Raw genomic sequence first — 25,981 nt, forward strand, 5'->3', positions numbered from 1 at the left:
TATTCAGGAGGGATGAGAATGGAAAAAAAAGAACAGTTGTCTAGAATAATTGATTTAGCTAGTGAGTTAAGGAAAGTATTAGTGCAAGAATCTTTTTTTAATCATCATCCTGAACTGAGAGGAGTCATTGAAAATTTAGCAAGTTCTGTTGAAAATTTGGCGGAATTACAAATAAGTAAAGATGAAAACGCTGAAGATCGATTACGTTACGTACTTGCGAAAATGAAAATTGCTCATAATGCAATTTTACAAGAGAAAAAAGCATTTCCTTCTCATTAATATAAGTTTTTATTTTGAACCTGGCGGATAACGTCAGGTTTTTTATTTCTAGTTTTTCGTTTCTTTCATACACTAAGAATAGTATGAAAAAAGAAGGTGACTAAGGTGAAATTACATAAAGCTCTTCAGCCAAGTTTTATAAAACGAATGTACTATATGAGATTTTTAGGGAAATTTACAAAAGCTGAGAAAGAGAAGAGTGGAGAGAATTTCTTTGTACAATGCTTATCGCCAATACCATTCACTTTACAGGAACAATTTACAAATGAACCATATGTATTTGAAGGGTTATGTAGCAATAAAAAGAATGAAAAAATCTTTTCGGAATTAAAGAAGAGGAAATTAGAAAAGCAACTAGTAATGTTTCGTCTTTATTATGAAAGAGGAAATGTATACGTGGAGTTAATATGTACAGAAGAACCGAAAGAAATAGCAAGCAGCTATAAAATGATTCCGGCACCTAAAGTTACAAATAATAAAAAAAGAGAATCTTTAGAACGAAAACTTAGCAACGGTTATTTATCATTTCTTATGCCAAAATTTCCGAAAGACTTTGAGCCTCCCGAATTATTGTGGCACGATGGAAGACTTTACGGAAACATATCCCTAAAGTCATCAATTAGCTCAATCGCCTATTTTGAACAGAAACGTGAATGTAAATATATAAACTGCAGTGACTGGACGAAGTATGTAGAAATAGCGGTAGAAGATCAATTATATTTTGTAAGTGATTATGTGTATGAGCAATTAAAAAAACGAATGCATGAAGAAGGTAAGCTAGTTGAAGTAGAGGATATAAAAGTACAAAAAGATGAATGGGAATGGGATGAGCGTGAATCGTCTTTTTTACAGTATGTACAAAGTATGGTGCATAATAAAGGGTTATATTTGGATGAAACGGATATTTATAATTTCCATATAAGTGTAAAAACAAATATGTTAACGATTCTTGGTGGTATACCGGGCGTTGGGAAATCACGGTTTGTGCAAACTTATGCAGAAGCATTAGGGTTACAGTATGGGGAAGAGTTGGTTTGGATTCCGATTTCGCCATCGTATCAAGAACCACATGATTTACTTGGTTACCTTCATCCAAATGGTACTTTTATTGAAAGTGAAACGAAGTTAGTTAGAACGTTAATGAAGGCGAAAGAAAATCCCAATCAATTGTATATAATCGTTTTTGATGAAATGAACATGTCTTATATTGAGCATTGGTTTACTCCGTTTCTATCTGTTCTTGAACTTGAAACAAAAAATCGTATTTTAAACTTGTATGAGGGTGTACAGGACATAGAGAATTCAATTCCATCAACAATTGAAATTGGAGAAAATATTATATTTGTAGGTACTGTGAATTTTGATGAAACAACAAAAGAGCTCTCTGATCGATTATTAGATCGAACGAACCTAATAACGTTACAGAAAATTCCGTTTTGTGAGATGGACATGGAACAGGGGAAAGTCGTATTACATCCACCTTTGAAAGTAACAGCGGGAGAATTTCGGATAAATTGGATGAGAAATAAAGCGATGATTGAAGTGTTTTCTGAAGAAGAATTAGAGCTATTAGATAAGTTGCATGTCGTATTGTCATCACATGACGCGTCTAAGGGAATTTCTTTCCGATGTGCAAATGCAATTGCGACTTATTTGCAAAACATACCGTTCCAAAATAATCATACCTATATGATCAGTAGAGAAGAGGGGTTTGATTTACAAATAAAGCAGCGTGTATTGACGAAAATCAGAGGGACCGAAATGATGGTTGGGCCTTTACTTTCTGAAGAAGCAAAAAGGGGGGCGACCTTAGTACCTCTTTTGCAATCTGCACTTGCAAACAGAGTATCTACATTTGAACACTCTTTAGCATATATACGAGAAAAACGTAGAGAACTGGAGCTGTATGGATATGCAAAATGAAGGGCGTTACGAAACAAAAATCGTTGATACGAATGAAACGCTCCCTTTTGTATTAAAGTTAATCATTGGAAATGAGGGGAAAGGAGATTATATTTTATTAAATCGTCTTTGTACATCTACTACAGCATTAGTTCAATGTATTTATAAAGTACAAGAATTAAAACCAATAAGATTGCAGTACAATTATGAAATTCCAATGAATATTACTTTTATATGGAATAAAGTATATGAGGGACAGAAAAATATAAAAGAGGCTCAATATGAAATAAATGAAAAAAAACAAAGAGTATTAATATATGAACATGGGAAAACAGAATTCTTTTATCCATGGCGCTGTGGTTTATACCATTTTGAAGTGCGTATAGAAGATACAACGTATTATGGCGCATTTCAAATCGTACCGAAAAACTTTTTTGATGATCAATTTGAAATGATTCAAGACTATGTGAAGTCAATTTTAAATGAGTTGATTTTGGATAGAGGTTACTATAAAAAGACCTTCTCTGCACTTAGCGATATTGAGGATTCTTCTTATTTAGTGTTACTTAGAAAGTTACCCCAAAAAATGAAAATGATAAAGCAAATCTTTAAGAAAATAGAATCAAGCTCAAAATTTATAAATGAATATAAATGGGAAGGAAAAGAGCGAAGGCCAACAAGAAAAGGAACTATAGTGGCAGAACGAAAACCTTATGCCAAACATTATAATCGTAAGTTTATGGAACAAAAAAATAGTAAGGAAAATGCATTTCTTAAATATAAAGCGATGCAATTTTATCATTATTTAATTGAAGCAAAAAGTTTTTTACGTCAAACAATTGAAATCTTAGAAAGAGAAAAAAAGAAAAAATCAGAAGAGTTTCAAGCCGTAAAAACGATTATACAAACAATTGAGCGTAATGGATCGGTAACTGATAGAGAGAAGCAAAAATATAAAAATATACATTTACTAAAAGAAGCCGATTTACGAAAGAGCTCAATGAAAATACAAGAATATAAAATATTGGCGCATATTGTGCATGAAAATGTACAATACTTTCAAATGTTAATGCATTCTTCGTTTTGGAGGGAAGTTACTGAAACAAGTAACATGAACTTACATGATTTACCGATACCACATCAACAATTACTACATCATTTAGAAGTACTCCCGCAATATACGGATCAATCTCCATCGTTATTATTTGTTTATAAGCCAACGTTTTTAGTGTATGAATATTACGCTTTTTTTATCGTTATTTCAATTTTAGAGCAAATTGGTTTTGAAGCTAGAAACTCTATCCGTGAACAAATACAAGAACATTTTTATGTAGATGGATTACAAGATGGAACGACAGTAGTTTTAGAACGAGATGATATAAAGGTGCATGTTGCATTTAATGACTTAATTGAAACACATCCTCTTATTGCATTAAGTAAAGGTAGTAATTTTTACAATGGTGAGGATACGAAGAAGCCAGATATTCGCTTAGACTGTTATGTAAAAGAAGATGGGAAATACGTATATAAATCTTCTATTATTATTGAAGTGAAGTATAGTCCAATGTACAATATTTTTCAGCACGTCGGAAATACGAAAGCAACTGAGCAAATGTATAAGTACTGGTCTATAAAGTATGTAGAAGAACAGGATGGAAAGCGAGTCTATTATCGAAGGTCAATTTATGAAGTCATTTGTGTATATCCAGGAAGCCATATGCATAGTAAAAAAATTGAGTCTGGATGCGGCGTTTTCTTGCAGTTATATCCATATAAGACGAAACAAGGGGAAGAGAAATTAGCTGGAAAACATGGGATGATACAAATTTTTGAAAAATGGTTAAAAAGCATTAAGAAGTAAAAGAAATCCTTTTTCATAAAGGATTTCTTTAGATTAAGAAGAATTATATGCTGTATGGAAAGAAACATAATGTAATTTAGATTTGAAAAGTGCTACAAATGTGTTATTAAAAGGAATGTGAGCGCGGGATAAAAGTCGATTAAATTGGAATCTAATTCATTTTGCAGAATATAATAAGTCATAAATATTTTTAGTTGCATACGAAGATTTGTTCTTATATGATAGATAGTGAAAGCGTTATCAAAAACAGAGCGGCGATGGGAAAGGCGGTTAAATATGTTCCAGCGTGTTCAAACAAAGGAAGAACATTTTGGGTTCGAGCAACTATGGGGAGATTTTTGTGAAGAAAGAAACTTAATGTTCGTAGAACGTAATTTAAATCCATCACGATTTTTATTAATAGAAGATGAACATCCTATTGGTACAGTAGAATGTATTAAGTATACGATACCTGAACAATCAAATTCTGAGTTTTTCTATCCGTTTTCTAAAAATGATTTAGTAAAAGATTTGAAGAATGTGTATGAAATAGGTAAGTTAAGTATTTCGAAAACGTCTCGTGGGAGAGGACATTTCAAAAGGCTAACAGCTATTTTATTTATACATGCGTTAGAAACAAAAGCTGAATGGTACATTGCAGCAGTAACAAAAAGAATGTATATGTATTTACTTACACTTGGTTTTCCAATTGAGCCAATAGATAATCCATTTCAGTTTCATGATACTTTACAAGGTGTACCAGTAAGAATTCATGCTCGAAAAGGGGTTACGCATTTGTATTCTTTAAAAGAATTTCGTGATGTGATTCAAGGGAATGCTCATGCACAGGCATTAATTGCAGAATACAGTAAAAATATTATGTTAACGAAATAAAGCGAAGTGAATATGTATAATAAAGAGAATAATATTTGTATAGGATATAACTCTTCATTAAAAAAGACCCTTATTATTTTAATAAGGGTCTAAAAATTATAATCCAAATATACTAAAAATCATTTTGCGGCGCTTCGGTTTCTTTTCTCGTTCATATGTTGGTTTTGAATCAGGAGTAATATAAATGGGTTCTTCTTTCGTTAGGGCAGCTTCTAACTTTTGAATTCGCTCTAACATTTCCTCCATTTCACGACGGTGTTGTAAAAGTTGGTACGTGACGACATCATTTGCCTTATCTTGCATTTGTTCTTCCATTCGATCAAGTCTTCTCGTAATAGTGTTTAATTGATCAGCTAATTGCTCAAAATCATTCGATGATATGTTTTGAACAATTGTATTAACTTGAGTTTTTAATTCCTCAACTTCATTTGAGGAAGCCTTTTGAGTAGATTGAGAATTTTGAGATTGCTCTATTTGAAATCGATGGTGTTCTAACATTTGATCGACATCCTCTTGTGTGAAAATAAAGTGGCCATATTTGTTTTTCTCTATCGTAAGATTTAATTGTTGTGCGATCCGGACAACAGCCTTTGGGCTAACACCTAATTTCTTTGCGATAAATGGTGTTTTATATTCCAAAATAATCCCTCCTATATATATCCTGTTGAATGATTTCGAGCTATGAAGTAAGTTCCCTTCTAGTGCGACAAAAGAAGTGTGGAATCGGCAAAGAAAGTGTTTTTTCACGAAATTGAGTTGAGAAGAATAGTTCGTTTAAATAAAAATGTTTTATCGTAACATTTAGAATAATTTGACGAGTGTAAATGAATTAGATTATCATAATGATAAATATCTTTTTTATGTATGCATATAATATATAAAAAGGTGGTTGCTAATGTAGAATTTTGTTAGAGTATTAGAATGCTTACTTCACTTGAATAAAATTAAGTAGGAGGTGGCTTCCTTGCTTACAATGTAAGTAAGGAAAAGTATTTGGACATATATAGTATAAGTATAGTGATTGTTTTAATTGCTTTAACGGCATTTTTCGTTGCAGCAGAATTTGCAATTGTTAAAGTGAGAAGTTCACGAATTGACTATTTAATTGCAGAAGGAAATAATCGTGCAAAATCGGTCAAAACAGTCATTACAAACTTAGACGAATATTTATCTGCTTGTCAGCTAGGAATTACTGTTACAGCTTTAGGAATTGGGTGGTTTGGTAAACCTGCGTTAAAGCAAATGTTTGATACGCTTTTTGCAAATTGGAATATCTCTACTCAACTAGCAGACATTTTTGCTGTGATTTTAGTGTTTTTGTTAATTACTTTTTTGCATGTTGTAATAGGTGAATTGGCCCCAAAAACATTTGCAATTCAAAAATCTGAACAAGTGAGTTTACTTGTTTCTAAGCCGTTAATTTTCTTTTATCGTATTGCATTCCCATTCATTTGGCTATTAAATGGTTCAGCTCGAATCATTACGAAGCTGCTAGGGCTAAAACCGCCGAAGGGACATGATGAGGTTCATTCAGAAGAAGAATTACGGTTGTTAGTTTCAGAAAGTTATAGAAATGGTGAGATTAATCAATCTGAATATAAATATGTGAATAAAATTTTTGAATTTGATGATCGGATTGCAAAAGAAATAATGGTACCTCGAACTGAAATGAATATTATAAGTAAAGAGATGTCTGCTGAAGAAGCTCTGCAAAAAATGTCTCGTGAAAAATATACAAGGTATCCAGTTGTTGATGGCGACAAAGACCACGTAATAGGTTTTGTGAATTTTAAAGATATTTTTACTGAATTTGTACAACATAAAGCTGTTAATAAGAAGACAGTAGAGCAATATATGAGACCAATTATTTTAGTTATCGATTCTATTCCAATTCATGATTTGTTTTTGAAAATGCAAAAAGAAAGAACACATATTGCTATATTGATAGATGAATATGGTGGAACATCTGGACTTGTTACTGTTGAAGATATTCTGGAAGAAATTGTTGGAGATATTCAGGATGAGTTTGATACGGATGAGCAGCCAGAAATTCAAAAGGTTAGTGAAACGAAGACGATACTAGAGGGAAAAGTACTTGTTAGTGAAGTAAATACGTTATTTGGTTTAGGGATTGATGATGATGGTGTTGATACAATCGGTGGTTGGATTTTAACGAAGAATATAGAGATTGCTGAAGAGGATTCCATTGAAATTGAAAATTATAAGTTTTGTGTGAAAGAATTAGATGGACATTATATAAAAAGATTAGAAGTTACAAAGATAGTAGAATCGATTGTTATTTTAGAAGATGAAAAACAAATTTCGTTACAAGAGCAAATTAGCTCGTAAACTCTGCTATATAGCAGAGTTTTTTTGAGCATAATGTTTTTTGAGGGATAGGAGCTATGATACAATGACATAAGTCAAACCTTTCACTAGGTGAAGTATTGTTGTATACATATATTTGGAAGGAGAAGAAGTATGAAAAAGCATTTATATATAAATGGAGACTGGAAATCTGTAAACACGTATAAACCATTGTACGCACCATATTCTGAAGAAACATTAGCGGAAATTGCACAAGGAACGGAAGAAGATGTAAAAGAGGCTGTTACTGCTGCAAAAAATGCAATGACAAAAATGAATACATTATCTGCATATGATCGTGCGACTATTTTAGAGAAAGTTGCACAAAAAATGGATGAAAGAAGAGAAGAATTTGCAGAGATTATTGCAAAAGAAGCTGCAAAACCAATACGTGCTGCAAGGGGAGAAGTAGATCGTACTGTTCAAACGTACAAATTTGCAGCTGAAGAAGCGAAGCGTATATATGGTGAGACATTGCCATTAGACGCCGCACCTGGTGCGGATGGGCGTATCGCATATACAATCCGAAAGCCGATTGGGGTTATAGGGGCTATTACACCATTTAATTTCCCATTAAATTTAGTAGCGCATAAAGTTGGACCAGCAATTGCTGCCGGAAATACAGTTGTATTAAAGCCAGCTGATCAAACGCCATTATCATCTTATGCATTAGTTGAGTTATTTGAAGAGGCAGGATTGCCAAATGGAGCTTTAAATATCATTTCTGGCCCTGGCTCCACGGTTGGTGAGGCCATCGTCAAAAATGATTACGTTGCTTCTATTACTTTTACCGGAAGTCCAAAAGTTGGAATTGGAATAAAACAAAAGGCTGGGCTAAAACGAGTTACGTTGGAACTAGGATCAAATGCTGCTGTTATCATTGATGAAGATGTAGAGTTAACAGATGAAATAATTGAACGTGTAAAATGGGGAGCATTTGTTAATAATGGACAAGTTTGTATTTCCGTACAACGTGTTTTTGTACATGAAACGAAAATGCATGAATTTCTTTCGAAGCTGAAGAAAGCGATGGAATCAGTTGTTGTTGGTGATCCACTGCTTGAGGAAACGGATGTATCAGCTTTAATTTCAAAAAAAGATGTAGAGCGAATTGATATGTGGGTTCAAGAAGCAATTAAGGAAGGAGCAACTGTTTTATGCGGTGGTAAAAAGCGCGATGCAAGAATTTTTGAACCGACTGTATTAACAAATGTTCCAGATCATGTATCTGTGCAGTGCCAAGAAGTATTCGGCCCACTCATGACAGTAAATACATTTAAAGAATTTGATGAAGCGATTGAACAAGTAAATAATTCGCGTTACGGCTTACAGGCAGGTGTATTTACAAATAATTTAGTTAAAGCAATGCGTGCAATTGATGAGCTAGAGGTTGGTGGTGTCATGATTAATGATATACCAACGTTCAGAGTAGATCATATGCCTTATGGTGGTGTGAAAGAAAGTGGTACGGGGCGTGAAGGAATTAAATATGCAATAGAAGAAATGACAGAAATGAAATTAGTATGTATTAAAAAATAAAATAGAAAAACTTAAAACTTGCACTAAAAAACGAGTAGGAAATGTTTACGATTCCATACTCGTTTTTTACGCTTCTAGTAACTATTTAATTAAGTGTAACTTTTACTTCATTTCTTGTTTGAAAATAGTATCTTCTACATAAATTTGTTCTTTATCTACAGCAGTAGCATGAGTTAATACTAAACCGATTGGTGTTTTTGTATCTTTATTTTGAACAATTGTAAAAGGAACATTTTTTTCGTTTGCTAATTTAATGTATTTTGATAAATGTGGGTAAGCAATGCCACCATTTAGGAGGAGTTGTAATGATTGAGAAGGGCGCATGCTACCCGCCACTTCAGAGTATACATTACTTTGCATTACTTGACCGATCGTTAAAGCGATTTCCACACGCTCACGTAATGTAGTTAAATACATATTACGTTCTTCTGGTTTGTTTTGCTTTTGGCCGTAAATGCCTTCTTGGAGATAATCTTCCACATTTTTATTTACCATATTTTTCACACCTTTCATTTTCTATTGTACGCAAGAATTAAAAATGATGCAAAAAAAGTCGTTTTGACTACGGAAATAATGAAAATATGTGAAGGAAAAAGGGGATTTGCATACAATTAGTTAAATAAGAAAGAAAAAATAATTTTATCAACAGAAATTAACAAAATGTGACAAAAATCTATTAACGAATCGTATTTTTTGTGTTAATATTCAAAATATAAAGGGTATTCGTCGTATGGAAATGGAGGGAATGGAGGTTTTTCCAATCGATAAGGATATTAAAGAAATATTTTGTTCACACTTGAAAAACAATAGGCACCAATTCGTAGAGAACTGGAAAAACAAAATGATAATTTCCGAAAAAGATCCATTTAAACTAGAAGTAGTTCAAAATGGAGAGGATTTACTAGAGTTAATTATCGAACTTACTATGGAAGATAAAGATATAAATTATCTTCAACCGTTATGTGAGAAAATTGCTATTGAACGTGCTGGAGCAGATGCGAATATTGGAGATTTTGTTTATAACGCAAACGTGGGAAGAAATGAACTTTTCGAAGCGATGTGTGAATTAGATGTTAGTGCTCGTGAATTGAAACCAATTATGGCAAAAATACATACTTGTTTTGACAAATTAATTTATTATACCGTTTTAAAATACTCGGAAATTATATCGAAGAATTTAGAGGAAAAACAGCAATATATTAACGAAACACATAAAGAAAGACTGACGATTTTAGGACAAATGTCAGCTAGTTTTGTACATGAATTTCGTAATCCGCTTACTTCCATTATGGGGTTTGTCAAATTATTAAAGGCAGATCATCCGAGTTTATCGTATTTAGATATTATTTCGCATGAATTAGATCAATTAAATTTTCGTATTTCGCAATTTTTACTCGTATCAAAAAAAGAAATGTGGAATGAATCGGAACGGTTTTGGCTTAATGACTTGTTTCAAGACATTATACAATTTTTATATCCGAGTTTGGTCAATGCGAATGTTTTGATTGAAAAGAATTTACCGTATCCAATTCCGCTTGTTGGTTATCGAAGTGAAGTGAGACAAGTATTTTTAAACATATTAATGAATTCAATTGATGCTCTTGAATCAATGAAAGAAGAACGAAAAATTATCATTGATGTATTTGAAGAAGATCAAGCTATTCGAATTGTGATAAAAAATAATGGACCAATGATTCCAGCTGAAAATGTAGAAACGATTTTTGAACCATTTGTAACTACTAAAAAGTTAGGAACTGGTATTGGATTATTTGTATGTAAACAAATTGTGGAAAAACATAATGGATCCATTATGTGTCGATCAGATAACGATTGGACAGAATTTCAAATTGCATTTCAAAAATAAACAGTCTACACCAAATGAATGGTGTAGACTGTTTTAATTTGTGAGTATAACGGCTTCTAATTTAGGATCTTTAGTTGAATAACCTACTATTGAAATTGTATAAATAACATTTGGTTCAACATTGAATTTCGGTATAGTCAATAAAACGTTTTTATTATCTGCGAGTGAAATTTCAATATCTGCTGTACCAGGGCTAACTTGCAAAAAATCTGTTATTTGTTTAAAGAGTACATTTTCAAATAAATGATCTCCATCTTTTAAATCTACATTTACAACAGGGGTATCTGGAGAGAAATGTGCAAACCGTATTTTTGCTTGACCAGCTGGTAAATGTGTATTATCAAGTATAGGCTGTAATTGTAGGTGATTATCACTATTTATTGCAGCAAGAGTGTAAGTATGATTTCCCATTATTGGTACCAACGCTGAAAAGATTGGAGTTTCATTTCCGACAGGAACAATGTCTATACGGTATTTACCTTGCACTAATGATAAATAAGGGCTGAATTGCTTAAATGAAATATTTTTAATAACCTTTTGTCCGTTTACTAAAATGTCAACTGCTGGTATATTTGGATCGGCATGAAAAATTCTTATATGTGACGGTAAAGCAGCTTCTTGTGAGTCTCTTGTTTCATACGCCTGTACAAGTTTTGATAGTGCATCGTAATATTTCATATATAATTCTATATATTTTTTAGGATTACGAAACTGATAGTAACGTGCGAGCTGTTCGTATTGCGTAACTTCTTGTCCATATTTTTCGATTTCAGATTGAGACATGAACATTCCTCCTTTGTCATCATTAAAACTATATGCGAAGCAAGAAAGCGGTTATGCAAAAAAAAAGATTTTATAAGGGGAAAATTAAAAATTGACAACAAATATGTTGTCATAAAGAGGTGCTGGTGCTTACGAGAATTTCGTAGAGTAAAGCAGTACATATGACTGCACGAAAGTAAAATAAATTCCAAATTGAAAGTGTATTTCAATTAACATATTGAATACATGTCCAAAAATCGCTAGAAAACTAGGGATTTTTTTAATTATAGGCAAATACACATACAAAGTGATAATTGTCCTACATAAATTATAAAGGAAAGATAGTTTGAATCTGAGGAAAGGGGTGCCACTTCGGGATAGAGATATCCTGATAGTAATTGTGATGTGAATGAAGTTATGAAAAGGTTTTGTGTTATAGGCTGTAGGATGAATTTGTAAACTTCATTTTTCTATTTATTTTAGCAATTGACAGTATTAACCCATAAGAGAGCGTCATGACGAACTGATTAGTGTGGTTAATCGGTTCTTTTTTTATAGTTTAAAAATGAAAAGTTTACATATTAAATATGAATCTGAATTGATTAGTAAGGTGGGGTGTCGAAATTTGTTTTAAAATATGCAATTTAAAGTAGGATAATAGGAAGGAGTTTAACGGGAGTTCCGTCGAAGTGTACAGAATGTCGGTATTTAAGGACAGCTGGCATTATGCTATAAAAACATTTGGTGATGCAGTCATTTCATATAAAAGGGAGGGTTATTTGGGCGTATAGAAAAGGGTTGGTCTTCGTTTTATAGTTCTGAATTTTCTGTTTTATAAATATTTTTAAGCACTCATTTGTATATTTTATAATAGTTTTTTGATAAATTCACTGCTTTTGCAGAGGATTCTTTTTTATGAAAGAAACGTCAATTTTCTTCATATATATATACAAATTGGAGAAATGGGGGAGCGCTATGCGCGATTACTTAATTAAACCACTTGTTGGTCAGCCGTATCCAATGATTTCACATGGAAAAGGTGTTTATTTGTATGATCAAAATGGCAATAAATATTTTGATGGTTCGTCAGGAGCAATTACGGCAGGTATTGGGCATGGCGTAAAGGAGATTGCAGACGTTATTAAAAAGCAAGCTGAGGAGATTGCTTTCGTTTATAGATCACAGTTTACGAGTGAACCAGCTGAAAAATTAGCGAAGAAGTTAAGTGATTTAAGTGTAGGAGATTTGAACTGGAGTTTTTTTGTAAATAGTGGTACGGAAGCGAATGAAACAGCTATGAAAATTGCAATTCAGCATTTTCAAGAGCGAGGTATTCAAGGGAAACATAAAATTTTATCAAGATGGATGAGTTATCACGGTATTACGATGGGTGCTTTATCGATGTCTGGTCACCCACTACGTAGACAACGTTTCGTATCTATTTTGGAAGATTATCCGACTATACCAGCTCCATATTGTTTCAGATGTCCTGTTCAAAAGGTATATCCAACTTGTCAGCTGGCATGTGCGACTGAACTAGAAAGATCAATTGAAAGAATTGGTGCAGAGCATATTGCTGCTTTTATTGCTGAGCCGGTTATTGGAGCAGCTGGAGGCGCGGTTGTTCCGCCGAAAGACTATTATAAAGTCATTAAAGATATTTGTAATCATTACGATATTTTATTTATTGCGGATGAAGTAATGACTGGGCTTGGTCGTACTGGAGCATGGTTTGCGATGGAGCATTGGGGCGTAGAGCCGGATATTATGACACTTGGTAAAGGATTAGGAGCGGGATATACACCGATGGCAGCTACAGTTGTAAGTGATCGTGTTATGGAACCAATATTACGCGGATCACGTTCAGTAATGAGTGGTCATACGTTAAGTGCAAATCCATTGTCTGCAGCAACGGCTTTAGCTGTTATTGAATATATGGAGAAACATAATCTCCCTGAAAAAACAGCAGAAAAGGGAGATTATTTAATAAAGGGCTTGCAGAAAGTTCAGCAACAATCGACAATCATTGCTGATGTGCGCGGAAAAGGGTTGCTAATCGGAGTAGAATTGCAACCGTTTACAAAAGCGTCGGAGCTTATTTCAGTTGCAGCTAAAAACGGCCTGCTTTTATATCAAGCAGTTTCAGGGCAAGCAGGAAAAGAAGATAGTGCACTGCTTGTAGCACCGCCAATGACAACTACATATTCCGAGTTAGATGAATTACTTTCAATTTTCTCTAAAAGTGTGGAAGAGATGATGCAAAAAGGAGGGCATAGTATCGCATGACAACTATTACAAATACATTCGGTAAATTAAAAGAAATTGAGGAAGTAATTTCTTTGTTCCATGATGATATGACATTAATGTTTGGGGGATTTGGAGGGATTGGATCCCCTCCATCTTTAATACAGGCAATTTTAGAAAAAGGCGTTACAAATTTAAATTTGATTGGAAATGACACTGGATTTCCTGATGTAGGTATCGGTCGTCTTGTTACAAATGAAAGAGTTAAATCACTAATTACTTCTCACATTGGCTCCAATCCAAATGCAGGAAGGCAACTAAACGAGGGAAGATTACAAATTGAGTTTTCTCCCCAGGGAACATTAGCAGAGCGCATTCGCGCTGGTGGCGTTGGTCTTGGTGGTGTTTTAGTTGATGTTGGTGTTGATACAATTGTGGAAGAGGGAAAACGAACAGTTGAAATGAATGGTAAGACCTATTTAGTTGAAACAGCATTAACTGCTGAAGTTTCAATTGTATATGCAAAGAAGGCAGATCCGTTTGGTAACCTTGTATTTGACAAAAGTGCACGAAATATGAATCCTCATGTAGCTATGGCTGGGGATATAACAATTGTAGAAGCAGAAGAAATAGTCCCGCTTGGAAATTTAGATCCAGAGGAAATTGTCGTTCCAGGTGTTTTCGTAAATTATATTGTACCGTCGGAAGGAGTGAACTGGAGATGGGTATGGGCGTAGAAGTGAGGGATAAGATTGCTAGGCGTGCGGCGAAAGAAATACAAAATGGTATGATTGTAAATTTAGGTATTGGCATACCATCGCTTGTACCAAATCATTTGCCTGACGATATAAATGTTATGTTTCATGCGGAAAATGGAATCGTGGGCATGGGACCAACGCCAAGTAAAGGGAATGAAGACGAAAATTTGTGTAATGCAGCAGGTTTACCAACTTCTCTTATAACAGGAGCGAGTTATTTCGATAGCTGCACAGCGTTTGGGATGATTCGAAAAGGTTTGCTAGACATAACGATTCTTGGTTCATTACAAGTAAGTGAAAATGGTGATTTAGCAAACTGGATTGTACCTGGAAAACGTGTTCCAGGTATTGGTGGAGCAATGGATTTAGCACAAAAAGCGAAGCGGGTCGTTGTTGTGATGAATCATGTTGATAAGTACGGAAATGCAAAAATTGTTTCAGAGTGTACATTGCCATTAACTTCAAAGAAATGTGTAGATTTAATTATTACTGATATGGCAGTCATGGAGGTAACTCCGAGTGGACTTATATTACAAGAATTAATGAGCCCATACACAGTAGAAGATGTAAAACGACATACAGAAGCTGATTTTCAAATTAGTTCTAACTTACTAGTAATTGAATGAAGGGAGATGTAATATATGGAGCAATTAAAAAAGCAAGTTTGTGATTATATTGAGAGCCATGAAGAGGAAAGTGTGAAATTTTTAAAACGATTAATTCAAGAAAAGAGCGTATCTGGTGATGAAAGCGGTGCGCAGGCAATTGTGATTGAAAAATTACGTGAATTAGGTTTAGATCTCGATATATGGGAGCCCTCCTTTTCTAAAATGAAAGATCACCCTTATTTTGTATCACCCCGTACAAGTTTTTTGAATAGCCCAAATATTGTAGCGACTTTAAAAGGAAGTGGCGACGGGAAATCTATGATATTAAATGGGCATATTGATGTAGTTCCAGAAGGGGATGTGAATCAGTGGGAACATCACCCTTATAGCGGTGAGAAAATAGGGAATCGTATATATGGCCGTGGAACGACGGATATGAAGGGCGGAAATGTCGCACTTATGCTTGCGATGGAAGCGATCATTGAATCTAGCATTGAATTAAAAGGAGACATCTATTTTCAAAGTGTAATAGAAGAGGAAAGTGGCGGAGCAGGGACATTAGCAACTATATTACGAGGATATAAGGCAGATGGTGTCATTATTCCAGAGCCTACTAATATGAAGTTTTTCCCGAAACAACAAGGTTCCATGTGGTTTCGTCTACGTGTAAAAGGGAAAGCTGCACACGGTGGAACGCGCTATGAAGGGGTTAGTGCAATTGAAAAAAGTATGTTTGTTATAGAACATGTAAGAAAGCTAGAGGAGAAAAGAAATAGTCGAATTATAGATCCGTTATTTAAAGAAATTCCGATTCCAATTCCAATTAACATTGGGAAAATTGAAGGAGGGAGTTGGCCAAGTTCTGTTCCCGATGAATTAATTTTAGAAGGAAGATGCGGTGTTGCGCCGAATGAGACTATAGAGGCGGCAAAAGAAGAGTTTGAGAATTGGATTGCTGAATTAAATGATGTGGACAATTGGTTTGTTGAAAATCCAGTAGAAGTAGAATGGTTTGGAGCGAGATGGGTTCCTGGTGAACTAGAAGAGAATCATGAACTCATTACAACACTTCATCATAACTTTGTTGAAATCGAAGGGAACGAACCAATTATTGAAGCATCTCCGTGGGGGACTGATGGAGGTTTATTTACACAAATTGCAAACGTACCAACAATAGTCTTTGGTCCAGGAGAGACGAAAGTAGCACACTATCCAAACGAATATATAGAAGTTGATAAAATGATAGCTGCCGCAAAAATTATTGCATGTACATTACTAGATTGGTGTGAGGTGAAAAAATGAAATACTATGAATCTTTTAGAGAACAGACGAATTGTTATACAGTAGAAGGCGTTTTAGATTATTTTAATAAGCGTATTCGGGTAGATCACTATACAGGAAATGTTGAAAGTATTATACAGACAATTGACGAACTAGCAGAGAAACATTCTTTCACTAAATGCATTATTAAAGGAAAGGGAGAGCATGTTTCAACATGGCTCTCTTTCGGTTTTTTGTTGGAAGCAACGATACCTCATTATTTTCAAGGACACGATGCATACTTTTTCGTGAAATATAATAATGATGAAAGACGAAATAGTATGCATTGGACTGAGGAAGATACTATATTAAGCGGTGTAAAAGGAAAAGAAATAAAAGAAAAAGTAGTTCCAGAGGAATTTTTGCTGAGAAAAGCGACTGAAGAAGATGCAGAAGAATTAGCAACTGTATTCGGAAAAGTGTTTGAAGTGTATCCGACACCTTTAAATGAAGCGAGTTATGTATTACAGACGATGAAAGAAGACGATACAATTTACTACGTATATGAATTTGAGGGGAAAATTATTAGTACAGCATCTGCAGAAATGAACATAAAGGAAGGGAATGCAGAATTAACGAATTGTGCTACTTTACCTGAATATCGTAAACATGGATTTATGAAAAGTTTACTAATTAAATTAGAGGAAGAACTTCGAGAAAGATCTATTTTCTGCTCCTATACAATTGCTCGATCGCTTTCTTTCGGAATGAATGCTGCCTTTCATCAATTAGGCTATACGTATACAGGAAGACTGGCAAATAATTGCTACATTTTCGATAAGTTGGAAGATATGAATATATGGGTGAAAGATCTATCTAGCTATTCGAAAGCAGTAAAACTTCCGCTTCAAAATTTGGCTGTAAAGCAAAACAGTTAGGCGGAGCTGGGTGTTTGAAAAAGCCGTACTAATTAGAGTTTCGAGTTATCTAATGAAAATATAAAATTGATTAAAATTATAGAACGGAATCGTCATGCTTACAATCGCACATAGGTGTGCCGAAAATTCGGCATGTAATTGCTGGATTTTCGGCAAGAGGGGGGATGACATTGCTAGCAGTTTCGACACAAGAAGTCATTGAAGCGATTTTGGGCAGTATTGATGAGGCTATACACGCTGTAGATGAAAATGGAATTACAATATTTTATAATTCTGTAGCTGCAAAACACGATGGATCGAAGATTGAAAAAGTGTTAGGGAAACATCTGTTAGAAGCGTTCCCGTCTTTATCAAGGGAAACGAGTACATTGATGAAAGTACTAGATACAAAAAAACCTATCGTACATCAGGTACAACATTATCAAAATTTAAATGGTGAAGATGTTTGTACAGTAAATACGACGTTACCTATTTTTATAGATGGGAATATTGCTGGGGCTGTTGAAATTGCAAAGGATTACTCTACAATTCAAAAACTTACTGACACAATTGTTGACTTACAGTCGAAAATAAAGCGATCATCTAGAAAAAAAGTGATTAAAAAGCACGCTGCATTTGAGACGATAGTGACAAATGATACGCGGTTTAAACAGACGAAAGAGTTAGCACAAAAAGTAGCACCAACAGACGCGAATGTTTTAATATATGGTGAAACAGGAACAGGAAAAGAACTGTTTGTACAAGCAATTCATGAAGCTTCTAAAAGAAAAAACAAGCCATTTATTGCACAAAACTGTGCAGCTTTACCAGAGTCGCTATTAGAAAGTTTATTGTTTGGAACGACAAAAGGAAGCTATACGGGAGCGATTGAAAGAGCTGGGCTATTTGAACTTGTTGATGGTGGTACATTATTTTTAGATGAACTGAATTCAATGCCTCTTGATTTGCAGGCAAAAATGTTACGAGTGTTAGAAGATGGAGTCATTAGAAGAATTGGTGATAATAAGACGAGAAAAGTAGATGTTCGTGTTATTACCGCAATGAACCAGCCTCCAGAAATATGTTTACGAGAGAATAAAATTCGCACTGATTTATATTATCGCTTAAACGTATTTTCATTATATATCCCACCGCTTCGTGAAAGAACTGAGGATGTACTATTATTAGCATCTTATTTTTTGAAAGAATATAATAAAAGTTATAAAAAAGGTGTACTTCAAATTGATGAGGAAGCGAAAGATAGACTGCAAGCTTATCAGTGGCCTGGAAATGTCCGGGAGTTAAAACATACGATTGAACATGCTGTTATTATTGCAGAAGGGAATACATTAACAGCCAATTGTTTACCACGTACATTTCGGAAAGAAAAGTTTTCGAAGAAGAAGGGTATAATGCCACTTAGAGAAGCACTTCATCAAACAGAAAAAGAATTAATAGATCAAGCGTTGATTGAAACGGAAGGGAATATACTACAAGCCGCAAAAATGTTGGGTATCCCTCGTCAAACGCTTCAATATAAACTGAGCAAGTACGACAAAACCGCCGAATAATCGGCGGTTTTTGTGTGTTTGCACCAATAAAAGAGCGTTTACATATATAAAAAGTAATGAATATGATGTTAAGTATTGATTTCATACAACGCTTAAAAATATTTTTTTGCTTATGTAATAGGGTTCTCCGCACATTTACTTATCAACAATGCAAAGTTGGCATAACTATTGCTTATATAAAGGATGAGCGTATAAAAAGGGGGAATAGCAATGTTACATGATGTATACAAACCAAATCGTCACTGGAAGGATATCGAATTATGGAAAGATGTTACTGAAGAGCAATGGAATGATTGGGTTTGGCAATTAACGAATACGATCAAAACGTTAGATGACTTAAGAAAAGTGATTAACTTAACACCTGAAGAAGAAGAGGGCGTTAAAATTTCAACGAAAACGATCCCGTTAAACATTACACCGTACTATGCTTGGCTAATGAATCCTGATGATCCACGCTGTCCGATTCGGATGCAATCAGTACCGATTTCGGAAGAGTTATATAAAACAAAATATGATTTAGAAGACCCACTTCACGAAGACGAAGATTCACCAGTTCCAGGGCTAACACATCGTTATCCGGACCGTGTACTATTCTTAGTAACAAATCAATGTTCTATGTATTGTCGTTACTGTACACGTCGTCGTTTTAGTGGACAAATTGGAATGGGTGTACCGAAGAAACAATTAGATGATGCAATTGCTTATATTCGTGAAACGCCACAAGTACGAGATGTATTAATCTCCGGTGGTGACGGACTTCTAATTAACGATAAAATTTTAGAATATGTATTAAAAAATTTACGAGAGATTCCGCATGTTGAGATTATTCGTATCGGAACGAGAGCACCAGTAGTATTCCCGCAACGTATTACAGAAAACTTATGTAACATTATTAAAAAATACCATCCAGTATGGTTAAATACACATTTCAATACATCTATTGAAATTACTGAAGAATCGAAAAAGGCATGTGAAATGTTAGCGAATGCTGGTGTTCCAGTCGGAAACCAAGCAGTAATTTTAGCTGGTATTAACGACAGCGTTCCAATTATGAAAAAACTTATGCATGACTTAGTAAAAATCCGTGTACGTCCATACTACATTTATCAATGTGACTTATCTGAAGGTATCGGTCACTTCCGTGCACCAGTATCTAAAGGTCTTGAAATTATTGAAGGTTTACGTGGACACACATCTGGTTATGCTGTTCCGACATTCGTTGTTGATGCGCCAGGTGGAGGCGGTAAAATTGCACTTCAGCCAAACTATTTAATCTCACAAAGTGCAGATAAAGTTGTACTTCGTAACTTTGAAGGTGTTATTACGACGTATCCAGAGCCAGAGAGCTATATTCCAGGAAGAGCGGAAGGATACTTTAAAGAGATTTATCCGAACTATGAAGAAAAACGTTCAGATGTTGGTATCGCAGGTCTTATGAGCGATAAGAAATTTAACCTCGTTCCAGACGACTTACAGCGTATGAACCGTCGTAAAGACTACGAAGATAATGATACTCATGCATCTTTAAAAGATAAACGTGATAAGCGCGATCAATTAAAAGATAAAAAATATCAAGCACAAATGGCTAAATTAGAAGAAAACGACAAAAAAACTGAGGGTGATGCAGTATGAATTGTATGTGGTGTGACAGTACAGAAGCGAAAGAAAGCTTGAATACTGTATATTGGGAATTACCAGATGGTACGAAAGCCATTGAAATCCAAGAGACACCATGTATTTCTTGTTCCTCGTGCGGGATGGACTATCAATCAGACCATACAGTAAAAGAAATTGAAGATCAATTATTCTTAATTTACACGAAAGATTTACCAAAACAACTAACATATGAAGAATTAATGGGAAGACCGCGTCTATTAAAAAGAAATTATTTCGACTTTTAACCAGCTTTTATGCTGGTTTTTTTCTTTTTTGCCTTGTATAATGTACCCAAGTTAGAAAGGTAGGGAATATTTTTGAAAAAGACATTTTACCATTATATGATGAAGCATCGTGCAGCTTTATTTAGAAATGAAATTTCAGATTTAGCAGAGGCGATGTATGATGATTTAAGTTTTCCGAAGCAATCTGAAGACTATGATGAAATTAGTTTATACTTAGAGTTGAGCGGAATGCTAGAAAGTATGTCTATATTTGATGAAGCCTGGGATTTATACATACAAGATAGATAAAAACTATTTGAAAACATACAGAATACATTACTTTATTTAAAGTGAAGTATTCTGTATGTTTTTTTATTATGAAATTTGTTGATTTGAAGCTAGTCTAGTTACTAGCTTTTGTTTGAGTGTAATGTAAATTTTATAAGATTATATTTTTTATTGAAAAAATTTATGAATATAAGCTTCTGTGATAAGCGTTTTTATGTAGGTTGCATATACTGATATCAAAATCACGACGTCAAAAAAAGGAGAGATAGAGATGGCAAGAAAAAAACAACCTAAATACAACGTAGGGGACATAGTCGTGATTACGCTATATGGAACCGTTGGGAAAATCACAAATATGAAGGTTTTAGATGGAGTTTATGTATACGAAGTCAATAATCACGATGGCTTTTACGTAGAGCAAACATTGCAGCACGTTACAGAGCAAGATATGAAAAAGGGCGATACGGAGTGGATTGAATTAAATTATAATTTCACGTTTGGTGATCTTGTGCAAGTAACTGGATATGATAAAGATGTTTTCCGTATTGTTGGTTTTCGTACAGAAGTATGGAGATATAAGAATGACGCATGGGAAGATACAATTTATGAATTGTCACGGATTACGGATGGTGAATGGTTAGAAGCGGATGAATCAGATTTAACGTTACTCGCCAATGCTCAAACGGCAAATACAATTTTGAAGAAAATGAAACAAGATAAAGCAGGTATGAATAAATTGGATTTAGGAAAGTTAAAGTCAATTAACAACTCGAAAAAAGTGAGTGTTAAGACGAATCGTCAAGAAATCATTGATGGATTACTTGACATTTATAACGATTATCAATTATTGTTCGATACATTTAAAGATGAAGAATATAAAATTGTAATGGATGTTGTTCATAATTATTTAGTTAAATTGACAGAGAAAAAATAGTTAACTAGAAAGAGAGAATAAATTGAACAACAACATATGCAGTATAAGGTATGCCTACAACTATTAAAAAAATAAAAAGCCACTTTATAAGAGAGTCTGCCCATTGATCTTCATGCATGAACTCTTCTTTTGTTTGTCCTACTTCATATTGATTTTCCATTATTATTTCCCCCTTTGAATAGCTTGTACTACAATCGTATGCATCTCGTCCAAAGCTTATGACTTATAAAAAAATAAAATCTATTTTTCTAATCTCATATACATAATTTTGAGATTTTTTCATAAAACAGAAATAAAGGAGTGATGCTCATGAAGGAAATTGAAGTCGTGATTGATACGGAAGAGATTGCGGAGTTTTTTTATGAGCAACTAATTGAAAGAGGGTACGTCCCAAAACGAGAAGAAATTGAAGATCTCGCAGATATTACATTTGAGTATTTATTAGAGAAATGCATGATTGATGAAGTTTTTGATGAAGAGGATGAATGAAAGTAACGACGGGCATAACTCGTCGTTTTTTACTCTTTACAAACCTGTCACAAATATAGTCAATAATTATTGGTATAATGAAAAGGAAATTTTACTCAAGAGGTGAAGGAATGTTCAAAAAAATTATTGATTCTTTATTAGGAAAGAAAAAATATCGTTCGTATTCAAGTAGTGATTATCGTCGTAGAGGGCGCTCGTATTCAAGTAGCGATTATAAACGACGTTCATCTGGTTATGGACATCAACATTATAAAAGAAAACGTAAAAGCCGTAGCTTCTTTTCAAGTAGCTGATGAAATGGCGTCGTGTACTAGCATTATTTGATAGACCACTGCGAAAAAATACAATTGTTGCAGAGCGTTATAAAATTGAATCAGTAATTGGAATGGGCAGTTATGGGGTTACATATGTCGTTAATGATTTGCAAATAAATAGATATAAAGTCTTAAAACAATTAAGACAAAGTAAACAAAGATATGAGTCTGGTAGAAAATCATTTGAACAAGAGAAAATGATTTTACAAACATTAAATCATCATGCAATTCCTAGTCTATATGATCATTTCATATGGGAGAAAAAGAGCTTCTTTGTGATGGAGTACATGCCTGGTAAAAATTTTGAAGATTATATTTTCATAGATGGGTATGTATATACAGAACGTGAAGTTTTTGAGATTTTATATGAAATATTAGAAATTGTATCGGTGTTTCATAGTGAAGGCATTATTCACCGAGATTTACGCATTCCAAACATATTAATGAAAGAAAATCAAATTAGTATTATTGATTTTGGATTGGCTAAATGGAAAGGTGAGGATGATGAGCGAGCTACAATTTACGAAGGTGAACAAGCTTTGATGCGAGAAGTTCAATTTCGTAGCGACTTTTATGCGCTCGGTCATTTCTCATTATTTTTATTATATGCAGGATATGAATCTAATGAAAAACAGGAAAAACCATGGTACGAAGAATTAACTTTGGAACATTATAATCGCGAAATGCTTATGCGAATGTTACAAATAAAAACGCCGTACTATGAGAATGTACAAGATTTAAAACAAGATGTAGCTTCTGCTTTAGAAAGGATGGAGACTCCATGTTTCAAAAGTTTTTAGCAAGCGTTGGTATTGGAAGTGCAAAGGTAGATACTGTTCTTGAAAAAGATGAGTATATTGTTGGGGAAGAAATAGTTGGAAAGGTTCATATAACTGGAGGTTCAGTTAGCCAACAAATTGAAAGCATTTACTTAACATTATCGACGTCGTATGTACGAGAAGTGGATGATAAAAAAGTAACAGCAACATATGATTTAGAGCGAGTACGCTTAACCGAACCTTTTTCTGTAGAACCGAATGAAACAGTTGACATTCCATTTTCTTTTCCAATGCCAATTGAAGCACCACTTACACTTGGTATGAAAACGGTTTGGATTCATACAGGTCTTGATATTAAACGTAGTATAGACCCAAGTGACCGCGACTACGTTCAAGTGTTACCTAATGCATTATTAAGTAGTGTTTTAGATAGTGTAAATGAATTAGGGTTTAAAGCACGTCATATAGAATGTGAAGAATTACCGCACCGATTACGTAAACAAGTTCCATTCGCACAAGAATTTGAGTTTATTCCGGTTTCTGGAGAGTACTACGGCAGATTAGATGAATTAGAATTATTAATTTTGCCACGTGCATACGACCGATTAGAAATAATTATGGAAGTAGATAGAAAATCACGTGGATTAGCTGGTTTATTCGCTGAGGCACTTGATCTTGATGAGAAGGTTATTCGTTTCACTGTAACAAGAGAAGATATCCCTGAGATGAAGCAAAAAATTAATAATTATATTTTTTAATAAACTATGCATAAAAAAGAAATGGAGAGGAAAACTAAAACAACCGCTCCATTTTTTTGCATAGTGAGGTTATGTATGTGAAACGATATCGACATTTATACTTGCTAAGTTTTACGTTACTCATTTGTTTTGTCGTATTATCACTTTCGTATCATACCGCTTGTATTGAGAACTTTGACAATATAGTCGCACATTTTATTCAAAGCTTTCGAAACGATTATTTGACGACCTATTTTACTTGGGTGTCTTTTATCGGTTCCAAAAGAATATATTTTCCATTACTCATTATTCTTGTAATGTATTTTCTCGTTAGAAAAAAGTTGCTTAGTGCGTTGCTTCTAACAATTAATTACTACGGATCACGTTATTTAAACAGTATGCTTAAACTATGGTACGAACGAGCAAGACCTGATGTCACCCAGCTTGTTACTGCAACTGGATATAGTTTTCCGAGCGGTCATACGATGAATGCTACTGCTTTTTTAGGATTTATTGCATACGTCACAATTACTGAAGAGCGTATTTCGTTGCATAAAAAATTGTTAATTATTCTTATAGCAAGCTTTGTTGTATTATCTATTTCAGTTAGCCGAATATATCTTGGCGTGCACTATCCATCTGACATATTAGCAGGATGGGCAGCTGGTGGTAGCTGGCTCGTTTTATGTGTTATATTCCATAAAACGTTCATAAAAAAAGAACCTATGTCATAATAGGTTCTTTTTTCATTGGCTCAACATGAATGTGTGCATGGTAAATTCCAAACTTTTTGCGAAGCATAGCTTCGATGTTGTCGGTAATACAGTGACTTTCTCCAACATCCATGCGAGCATCTACTTCAATTGTAATATCAACGTACGTTTGATTCCCGTACATACGTGCTCGAATATCTACAATGTTTTCCACACCGCCAATATGCTCAATAGCATCAGCGTATTCTTCCATTTTATCAGGATCAATTCCATCTGTAAGCATATGAGAAGATTCTACGAAAATCTCCCATGCAGTTTTACAAATAATAAGACCGACAATTAAAGCGGCAATAGGGTCTAAAATAGGCATTTGGAACTGAGAACCGACAATACCTACTACAGTACCAATACTTACGAGTGCATCTGATAAATTATCCTTTGCAGCGGCTTCTAATGATTTACTTTTTGTTCGTGCTGCAATTTTTTTCGTATACAAATACACGCAATACATAACGACAGCAGAAAATAAAGCAACCCATGCAGCGAGTACATTAGGCGCTGCTTGTTTCGGATTTAAGAAAGATTGAATGGCACTAATAACAACTTCTAATCCGACTGTTGCCATAATGAAGGACGCAACAAGTGATGCGATTTGTTCAGCCCGCGAATGCCCATACGGATGATCTGGGTCACGAGGTTTACGAGATATTTTTAGACCAATTAATATCGCTAAAGAAGCACCGATATCCGTTAAGTTATTTAAACCGTCAGCACGTAATGCGCTAGAGAGGGTAATATAACTGATGATGATTTTCATAGAGGATAAAAATATGTAGGCCATAATGCTGACAATAGCGCCTTTATCAGCTTCTTTATGAGAAAGAGTATCCATTTTAATCACTCACCTTTCTTTAAAGGAATTTCTTTCTATAAATAGAGTATCAAACGAAAGTCGTGTGGGTCTATACAAACATTGTTGACGTTTTATAGCTTTTTAAGAAGGGGATAACAAAGTTTCGTGAAGGAAAAATATGTTGAAAAG

At 34.2% G+C, this 25,981-nt stretch carries 27 protein-coding genes; 22 read left to right on the forward strand and 5 right to left on the reverse strand.

Annotation, left to right across the window (positions count from 1 at the left end; all coding sequences use genetic code 11):
- Positions 1-18 precede the first annotated feature (18 nt).
- From NST86_RS11300 to NST86_RS11315, 4 genes are all read left to right on the forward strand, one after another.
- A complete protein-coding gene (locus tag NST86_RS11300) occupies positions 19-279 on the forward strand; it encodes a hypothetical protein (protein ID WP_000412089.1) in 261 nt (86 codons plus the stop codon).
- 105 nt (positions 280-384) lie between these two features.
- The gene (locus NST86_RS11305; protein ID WP_000766199.1) at positions 385-2,202 is read left to right on the forward strand and encodes an AAA family ATPase; all 1,818 of its coding nucleotides are present in this window, start codon (positions 385-387) and stop codon (positions 2,200-2,202) included.
- Positions 2,192-4,042: a hypothetical protein gene (locus NST86_RS11310; protein WP_016117746.1), complete on the forward strand. Its 1,851-nt coding sequence runs from the start codon at positions 2,192-2,194 to the stop codon at positions 4,040-4,042. The genes NST86_RS11305 and NST86_RS11310 overlap by 11 nt, the downstream gene beginning before the upstream one ends.
- Positions 4,043-4,318: 276 nt before the next feature.
- Positions 4,319-4,915 carry a hypothetical protein gene (locus NST86_RS11315; protein WP_000487794.1) on the forward strand — a complete coding sequence of 199 codons (597 nt, stop codon included), beginning with the start codon at positions 4,319-4,321 and terminating at the stop codon, positions 4,913-4,915.
- 96 nt (positions 4,916-5,011) lie between these two features.
- Here NST86_RS11315 and racA read toward each other — a convergent pair whose 3' ends face one another.
- Positions 5,012-5,554, reverse strand: a complete 543-nt coding sequence (gene racA / locus NST86_RS11320; RefSeq protein WP_000456022.1) for a chromosome-anchoring protein RacA — start codon at positions 5,552-5,554, stop codon at positions 5,012-5,014.
- A 354-nt stretch (positions 5,555-5,908) separates the two neighbouring features.
- On the opposite strand from racA, the gene NST86_RS11325 reads away from it, so the two are divergent.
- Both NST86_RS11325 and NST86_RS11330 read left to right on the forward strand, forming a co-directional pair.
- Complete coding sequence (locus tag NST86_RS11325) at positions 5,909-7,264, forward strand: hemolysin family protein (protein WP_002098489.1); 1,356 nt, start codon at positions 5,909-5,911, stop codon at positions 7,262-7,264.
- Positions 7,265-7,396: 132 nt separating this feature from the next.
- Entirely contained in the window at positions 7,397-8,821 is a 1,425-nt protein-coding gene (locus NST86_RS11330; RefSeq protein WP_000716457.1) for an aldehyde dehydrogenase family protein, read from the forward strand.
- Between the two features lie 102 nt (positions 8,822-8,923).
- Here the strand turns inward: NST86_RS11330 and NST86_RS11335 are convergent, their stop codons facing one another.
- Positions 8,924-9,316 (reverse strand): YueI family protein, encoded by a 393-nt coding sequence (locus tag NST86_RS11335; RefSeq protein ID WP_000247557.1) that lies wholly within the window; start codon positions 9,314-9,316, stop codon positions 8,924-8,926.
- A 235-nt stretch (positions 9,317-9,551) separates the two neighbouring features.
- Between NST86_RS11335 and NST86_RS11340 the strand changes: the two genes are divergently transcribed.
- On the forward strand, positions 9,552-10,685 hold the full coding sequence (locus NST86_RS11340) for a BA2291 family sporulation histidine kinase (RefSeq protein ID WP_000425086.1): 1,134 nt from the start codon (positions 9,552-9,554) through the stop codon (positions 10,683-10,685).
- Between the two features lie 33 nt (positions 10,686-10,718).
- Here NST86_RS11340 and NST86_RS11345 read toward each other — a convergent pair whose 3' ends face one another.
- Entirely contained in the window at positions 10,719-11,468 is a 750-nt protein-coding gene (locus NST86_RS11345; protein ID WP_000083284.1) for a DUF4397 domain-containing protein, read from the reverse strand.
- Between the two features lie 954 nt (positions 11,469-12,422).
- On the opposite strand from NST86_RS11345, the gene NST86_RS11350 reads away from it, so the two are divergent.
- From NST86_RS11350 to NST86_RS11395, 10 genes are all read left to right on the forward strand, one after another.
- Positions 12,423-13,733 carry an aspartate aminotransferase family protein gene (locus NST86_RS11350; protein ID WP_001205897.1) on the forward strand — a complete coding sequence of 437 codons (1,311 nt, stop codon included), beginning with the start codon at positions 12,423-12,425 and terminating at the stop codon, positions 13,731-13,733.
- Positions 13,730-14,428, forward strand: a complete 699-nt coding sequence (atoD, locus tag NST86_RS11355) for an acetate CoA-transferase subunit alpha (protein WP_016117749.1) — start codon at positions 13,730-13,732, stop codon at positions 14,426-14,428. The genes NST86_RS11350 and atoD overlap by 4 nt, the downstream gene beginning before the upstream one ends.
- Entirely contained in the window at positions 14,413-15,075 is a 663-nt protein-coding gene (locus NST86_RS11360; protein ID WP_000525278.1) for a CoA transferase subunit B, read from the forward strand. The genes atoD and NST86_RS11360 overlap by 16 nt, the downstream gene beginning before the upstream one ends.
- A 15-nt stretch (positions 15,076-15,090) precedes the next feature.
- Positions 15,091-16,359: a peptidase gene (locus NST86_RS11365; RefSeq protein ID WP_000436685.1), complete on the forward strand. Its 1,269-nt coding sequence runs from the start codon at positions 15,091-15,093 to the stop codon at positions 16,357-16,359.
- The gene (gene ablB, locus NST86_RS11370) at positions 16,356-17,255 is read left to right on the forward strand and encodes a putative beta-lysine N-acetyltransferase (protein WP_000878596.1); all 900 of its coding nucleotides are present in this window, start codon (positions 16,356-16,358) and stop codon (positions 17,253-17,255) included. The genes NST86_RS11365 and ablB overlap by 4 nt, the downstream gene beginning before the upstream one ends.
- A gap of 164 nt (positions 17,256-17,419) precedes the next feature.
- Entirely contained in the window at positions 17,420-18,805 is a 1,386-nt protein-coding gene (gene rocR, locus NST86_RS11375; protein WP_011110073.1) for an arginine utilization transcriptional regulator RocR, read from the forward strand.
- A 210-nt stretch (positions 18,806-19,015) separates the two neighbouring features.
- Positions 19,016-20,437, forward strand: a complete 1,422-nt coding sequence (gene ablA, locus NST86_RS11380) for a lysine 2,3-aminomutase (RefSeq protein ID WP_000902142.1) — start codon at positions 19,016-19,018, stop codon at positions 20,435-20,437.
- The gene (locus tag NST86_RS11385) at positions 20,434-20,706 is read left to right on the forward strand and encodes a YokU family protein (RefSeq protein WP_000995763.1); all 273 of its coding nucleotides are present in this window, start codon (positions 20,434-20,436) and stop codon (positions 20,704-20,706) included. The genes ablA and NST86_RS11385 overlap by 4 nt, the downstream gene beginning before the upstream one ends.
- Positions 20,707-20,778: 72 nt before the next feature.
- Complete coding sequence (locus NST86_RS11390; protein ID WP_016117750.1) at positions 20,779-20,994, forward strand: YozE family protein; 216 nt, start codon at positions 20,779-20,781, stop codon at positions 20,992-20,994.
- A gap of 250 nt (positions 20,995-21,244) precedes the next feature.
- A complete protein-coding gene (locus tag NST86_RS11395) occupies positions 21,245-21,907 on the forward strand; it encodes a hypothetical protein (protein ID WP_016117751.1) in 663 nt (220 codons plus the stop codon).
- A 4-nt stretch (positions 21,908-21,911) separates the two neighbouring features.
- On the opposite strand, the gene NST86_RS11400 is transcribed toward NST86_RS11395, so the two are convergent.
- Complete coding sequence (locus tag NST86_RS11400) at positions 21,912-22,067, reverse strand: DUF3930 family protein (RefSeq protein ID WP_000431486.1); 156 nt, start codon at positions 22,065-22,067, stop codon at positions 21,912-21,914.
- Between the two features lie 149 nt (positions 22,068-22,216).
- Between NST86_RS11400 and NST86_RS11405 the strand changes: the two genes are divergently transcribed.
- The 5 genes from NST86_RS11405 (at position 22,217) to NST86_RS11425 (ending at position 24,960) form a co-directional block, all read left to right on the forward strand.
- The gene (locus tag NST86_RS11405; RefSeq protein ID WP_000658451.1) at positions 22,217-22,396 is read left to right on the forward strand and encodes a YozD family protein; all 180 of its coding nucleotides are present in this window, start codon (positions 22,217-22,219) and stop codon (positions 22,394-22,396) included.
- Between the two features lie 110 nt (positions 22,397-22,506).
- A complete protein-coding gene (locus tag NST86_RS11410) occupies positions 22,507-22,689 on the forward strand; it encodes a hypothetical protein (RefSeq protein WP_000473371.1) in 183 nt (60 codons plus the stop codon).
- Positions 22,689-23,510, forward strand: a complete 822-nt coding sequence (locus NST86_RS11415) for a serine/threonine protein kinase (protein ID WP_016117752.1) — start codon at positions 22,689-22,691, stop codon at positions 23,508-23,510. Before NST86_RS11410 ends, NST86_RS11415 begins: the two co-directional genes overlap by 1 nt.
- Positions 23,492-24,247, forward strand: a complete 756-nt coding sequence (locus NST86_RS11420; RefSeq protein WP_000486631.1) for a sporulation protein — start codon at positions 23,492-23,494, stop codon at positions 24,245-24,247. The genes NST86_RS11415 and NST86_RS11420 overlap by 19 nt, the downstream gene beginning before the upstream one ends.
- A gap of 77 nt (positions 24,248-24,324) precedes the next feature.
- Positions 24,325-24,960, forward strand: coding sequence for a phosphatase PAP2 family protein (locus tag NST86_RS11425; protein WP_000833370.1), 636 nt, complete (start codon positions 24,325-24,327; stop codon positions 24,958-24,960).
- On the opposite strand, the gene NST86_RS11430 is transcribed toward NST86_RS11425, so the two are convergent.
- On the reverse strand, positions 24,950-25,831 hold the full coding sequence (locus NST86_RS11430; RefSeq protein WP_000380385.1) for a cation diffusion facilitator family transporter: 882 nt from the start codon (positions 25,829-25,831) through the stop codon (positions 24,950-24,952). The two genes, NST86_RS11425 and NST86_RS11430, sit on opposite strands and share 11 nt — an antisense overlap.
- Positions 25,832-25,981: the final 150 nt, after the last annotated feature.

Origin of the sequence: Bacillus sp. FSL L8-0199 (genome assembly GCF_038005705.1) — a bacterium.
GTDB classification, from domain to species: domain Bacteria; phylum Bacillota; class Bacilli; order Bacillales; family Bacillaceae_G; genus Bacillus_A; species Bacillus_A cereus.

Excerpts from the sequence above, each read along its gene's own strand:
- NST86_RS11350 (WP_001205897.1), top strand. The coding sequence starts at position 12,423 with ATGCGCGATTACTTAATTAAACCACTTGTTGGTCAGCCGTATCCAATG.
- rocR (WP_011110073.1), top strand. The coding sequence starts at position 17,420 with ATGACATTGCTAGCAGTTTCGACACAAGAAGTCATTGAAGCGATTTTG.
- ablA (WP_000902142.1), top strand. The coding sequence starts at position 19,016 with ATGTTACATGATGTATACAAACCAAATCGTCACTGGAAGGATATCGAA.
- NST86_RS11340 (WP_000425086.1), top strand. The coding sequence starts at position 9,552 with ATGGAAATGGAGGGAATGGAGGTTTTTCCAATCGATAAGGATATTAAA.
- NST86_RS11410 (WP_000473371.1), top strand. The coding sequence starts at position 22,507 with ATGTTCAAAAAAATTATTGATTCTTTATTAGGAAAGAAAAAATATCGT.
- NST86_RS11360 (WP_000525278.1), top strand. The coding sequence starts at position 14,413 with ATGGGTATGGGCGTAGAAGTGAGGGATAAGATTGCTAGGCGTGCGGCG.
- NST86_RS11335 (WP_000247557.1), bottom strand. The coding sequence starts at position 9,316 with ATGGTAAATAAAAATGTGGAAGATTATCTCCAAGAAGGCATTTACGGC.
- NST86_RS11415 (WP_016117752.1), top strand. The coding sequence starts at position 22,689 with ATGAAATGGCGTCGTGTACTAGCATTATTTGATAGACCACTGCGAAAA.
- NST86_RS11420 (WP_000486631.1), top strand. The coding sequence starts at position 23,492 with ATGTTTCAAAAGTTTTTAGCAAGCGTTGGTATTGGAAGTGCAAAGGTA.
- NST86_RS11310 (WP_016117746.1), top strand. The coding sequence starts at position 2,192 with ATGCAAAATGAAGGGCGTTACGAAACAAAAATCGTTGATACGAATGAA.
- atoD (WP_016117749.1), top strand. The coding sequence starts at position 13,730 with ATGACAACTATTACAAATACATTCGGTAAATTAAAAGAAATTGAGGAA.
- NST86_RS11300 (WP_000412089.1), top strand. The coding sequence starts at position 19 with ATGGAAAAAAAAGAACAGTTGTCTAGAATAATTGATTTAGCTAGTGAG.
- NST86_RS11405 (WP_000658451.1), top strand. The coding sequence starts at position 22,217 with ATGAAGGAAATTGAAGTCGTGATTGATACGGAAGAGATTGCGGAGTTT.
- NST86_RS11345 (WP_000083284.1), bottom strand. The coding sequence starts at position 11,468 with ATGTCTCAATCTGAAATCGAAAAATATGGACAAGAAGTTACGCAATAC.
- NST86_RS11395 (WP_016117751.1), top strand. The coding sequence starts at position 21,245 with ATGGCAAGAAAAAAACAACCTAAATACAACGTAGGGGACATAGTCGTG.
- NST86_RS11315 (WP_000487794.1), top strand. The coding sequence starts at position 4,319 with ATGTTCCAGCGTGTTCAAACAAAGGAAGAACATTTTGGGTTCGAGCAA.
- NST86_RS11330 (WP_000716457.1), top strand. The coding sequence starts at position 7,397 with ATGAAAAAGCATTTATATATAAATGGAGACTGGAAATCTGTAAACACG.
- ablB (WP_000878596.1), top strand. The coding sequence starts at position 16,356 with ATGAAATACTATGAATCTTTTAGAGAACAGACGAATTGTTATACAGTA.
- NST86_RS11400 (WP_000431486.1), bottom strand. The coding sequence starts at position 22,067 with ATGGAAAATCAATATGAAGTAGGACAAACAAAAGAAGAGTTCATGCAT.
- NST86_RS11430 (WP_000380385.1), bottom strand. The coding sequence starts at position 25,831 with ATGGATACTCTTTCTCATAAAGAAGCTGATAAAGGCGCTATTGTCAGC.
- NST86_RS11385 (WP_000995763.1), top strand. The coding sequence starts at position 20,434 with ATGAATTGTATGTGGTGTGACAGTACAGAAGCGAAAGAAAGCTTGAAT.
- NST86_RS11365 (WP_000436685.1), top strand. The coding sequence starts at position 15,091 with ATGGAGCAATTAAAAAAGCAAGTTTGTGATTATATTGAGAGCCATGAA.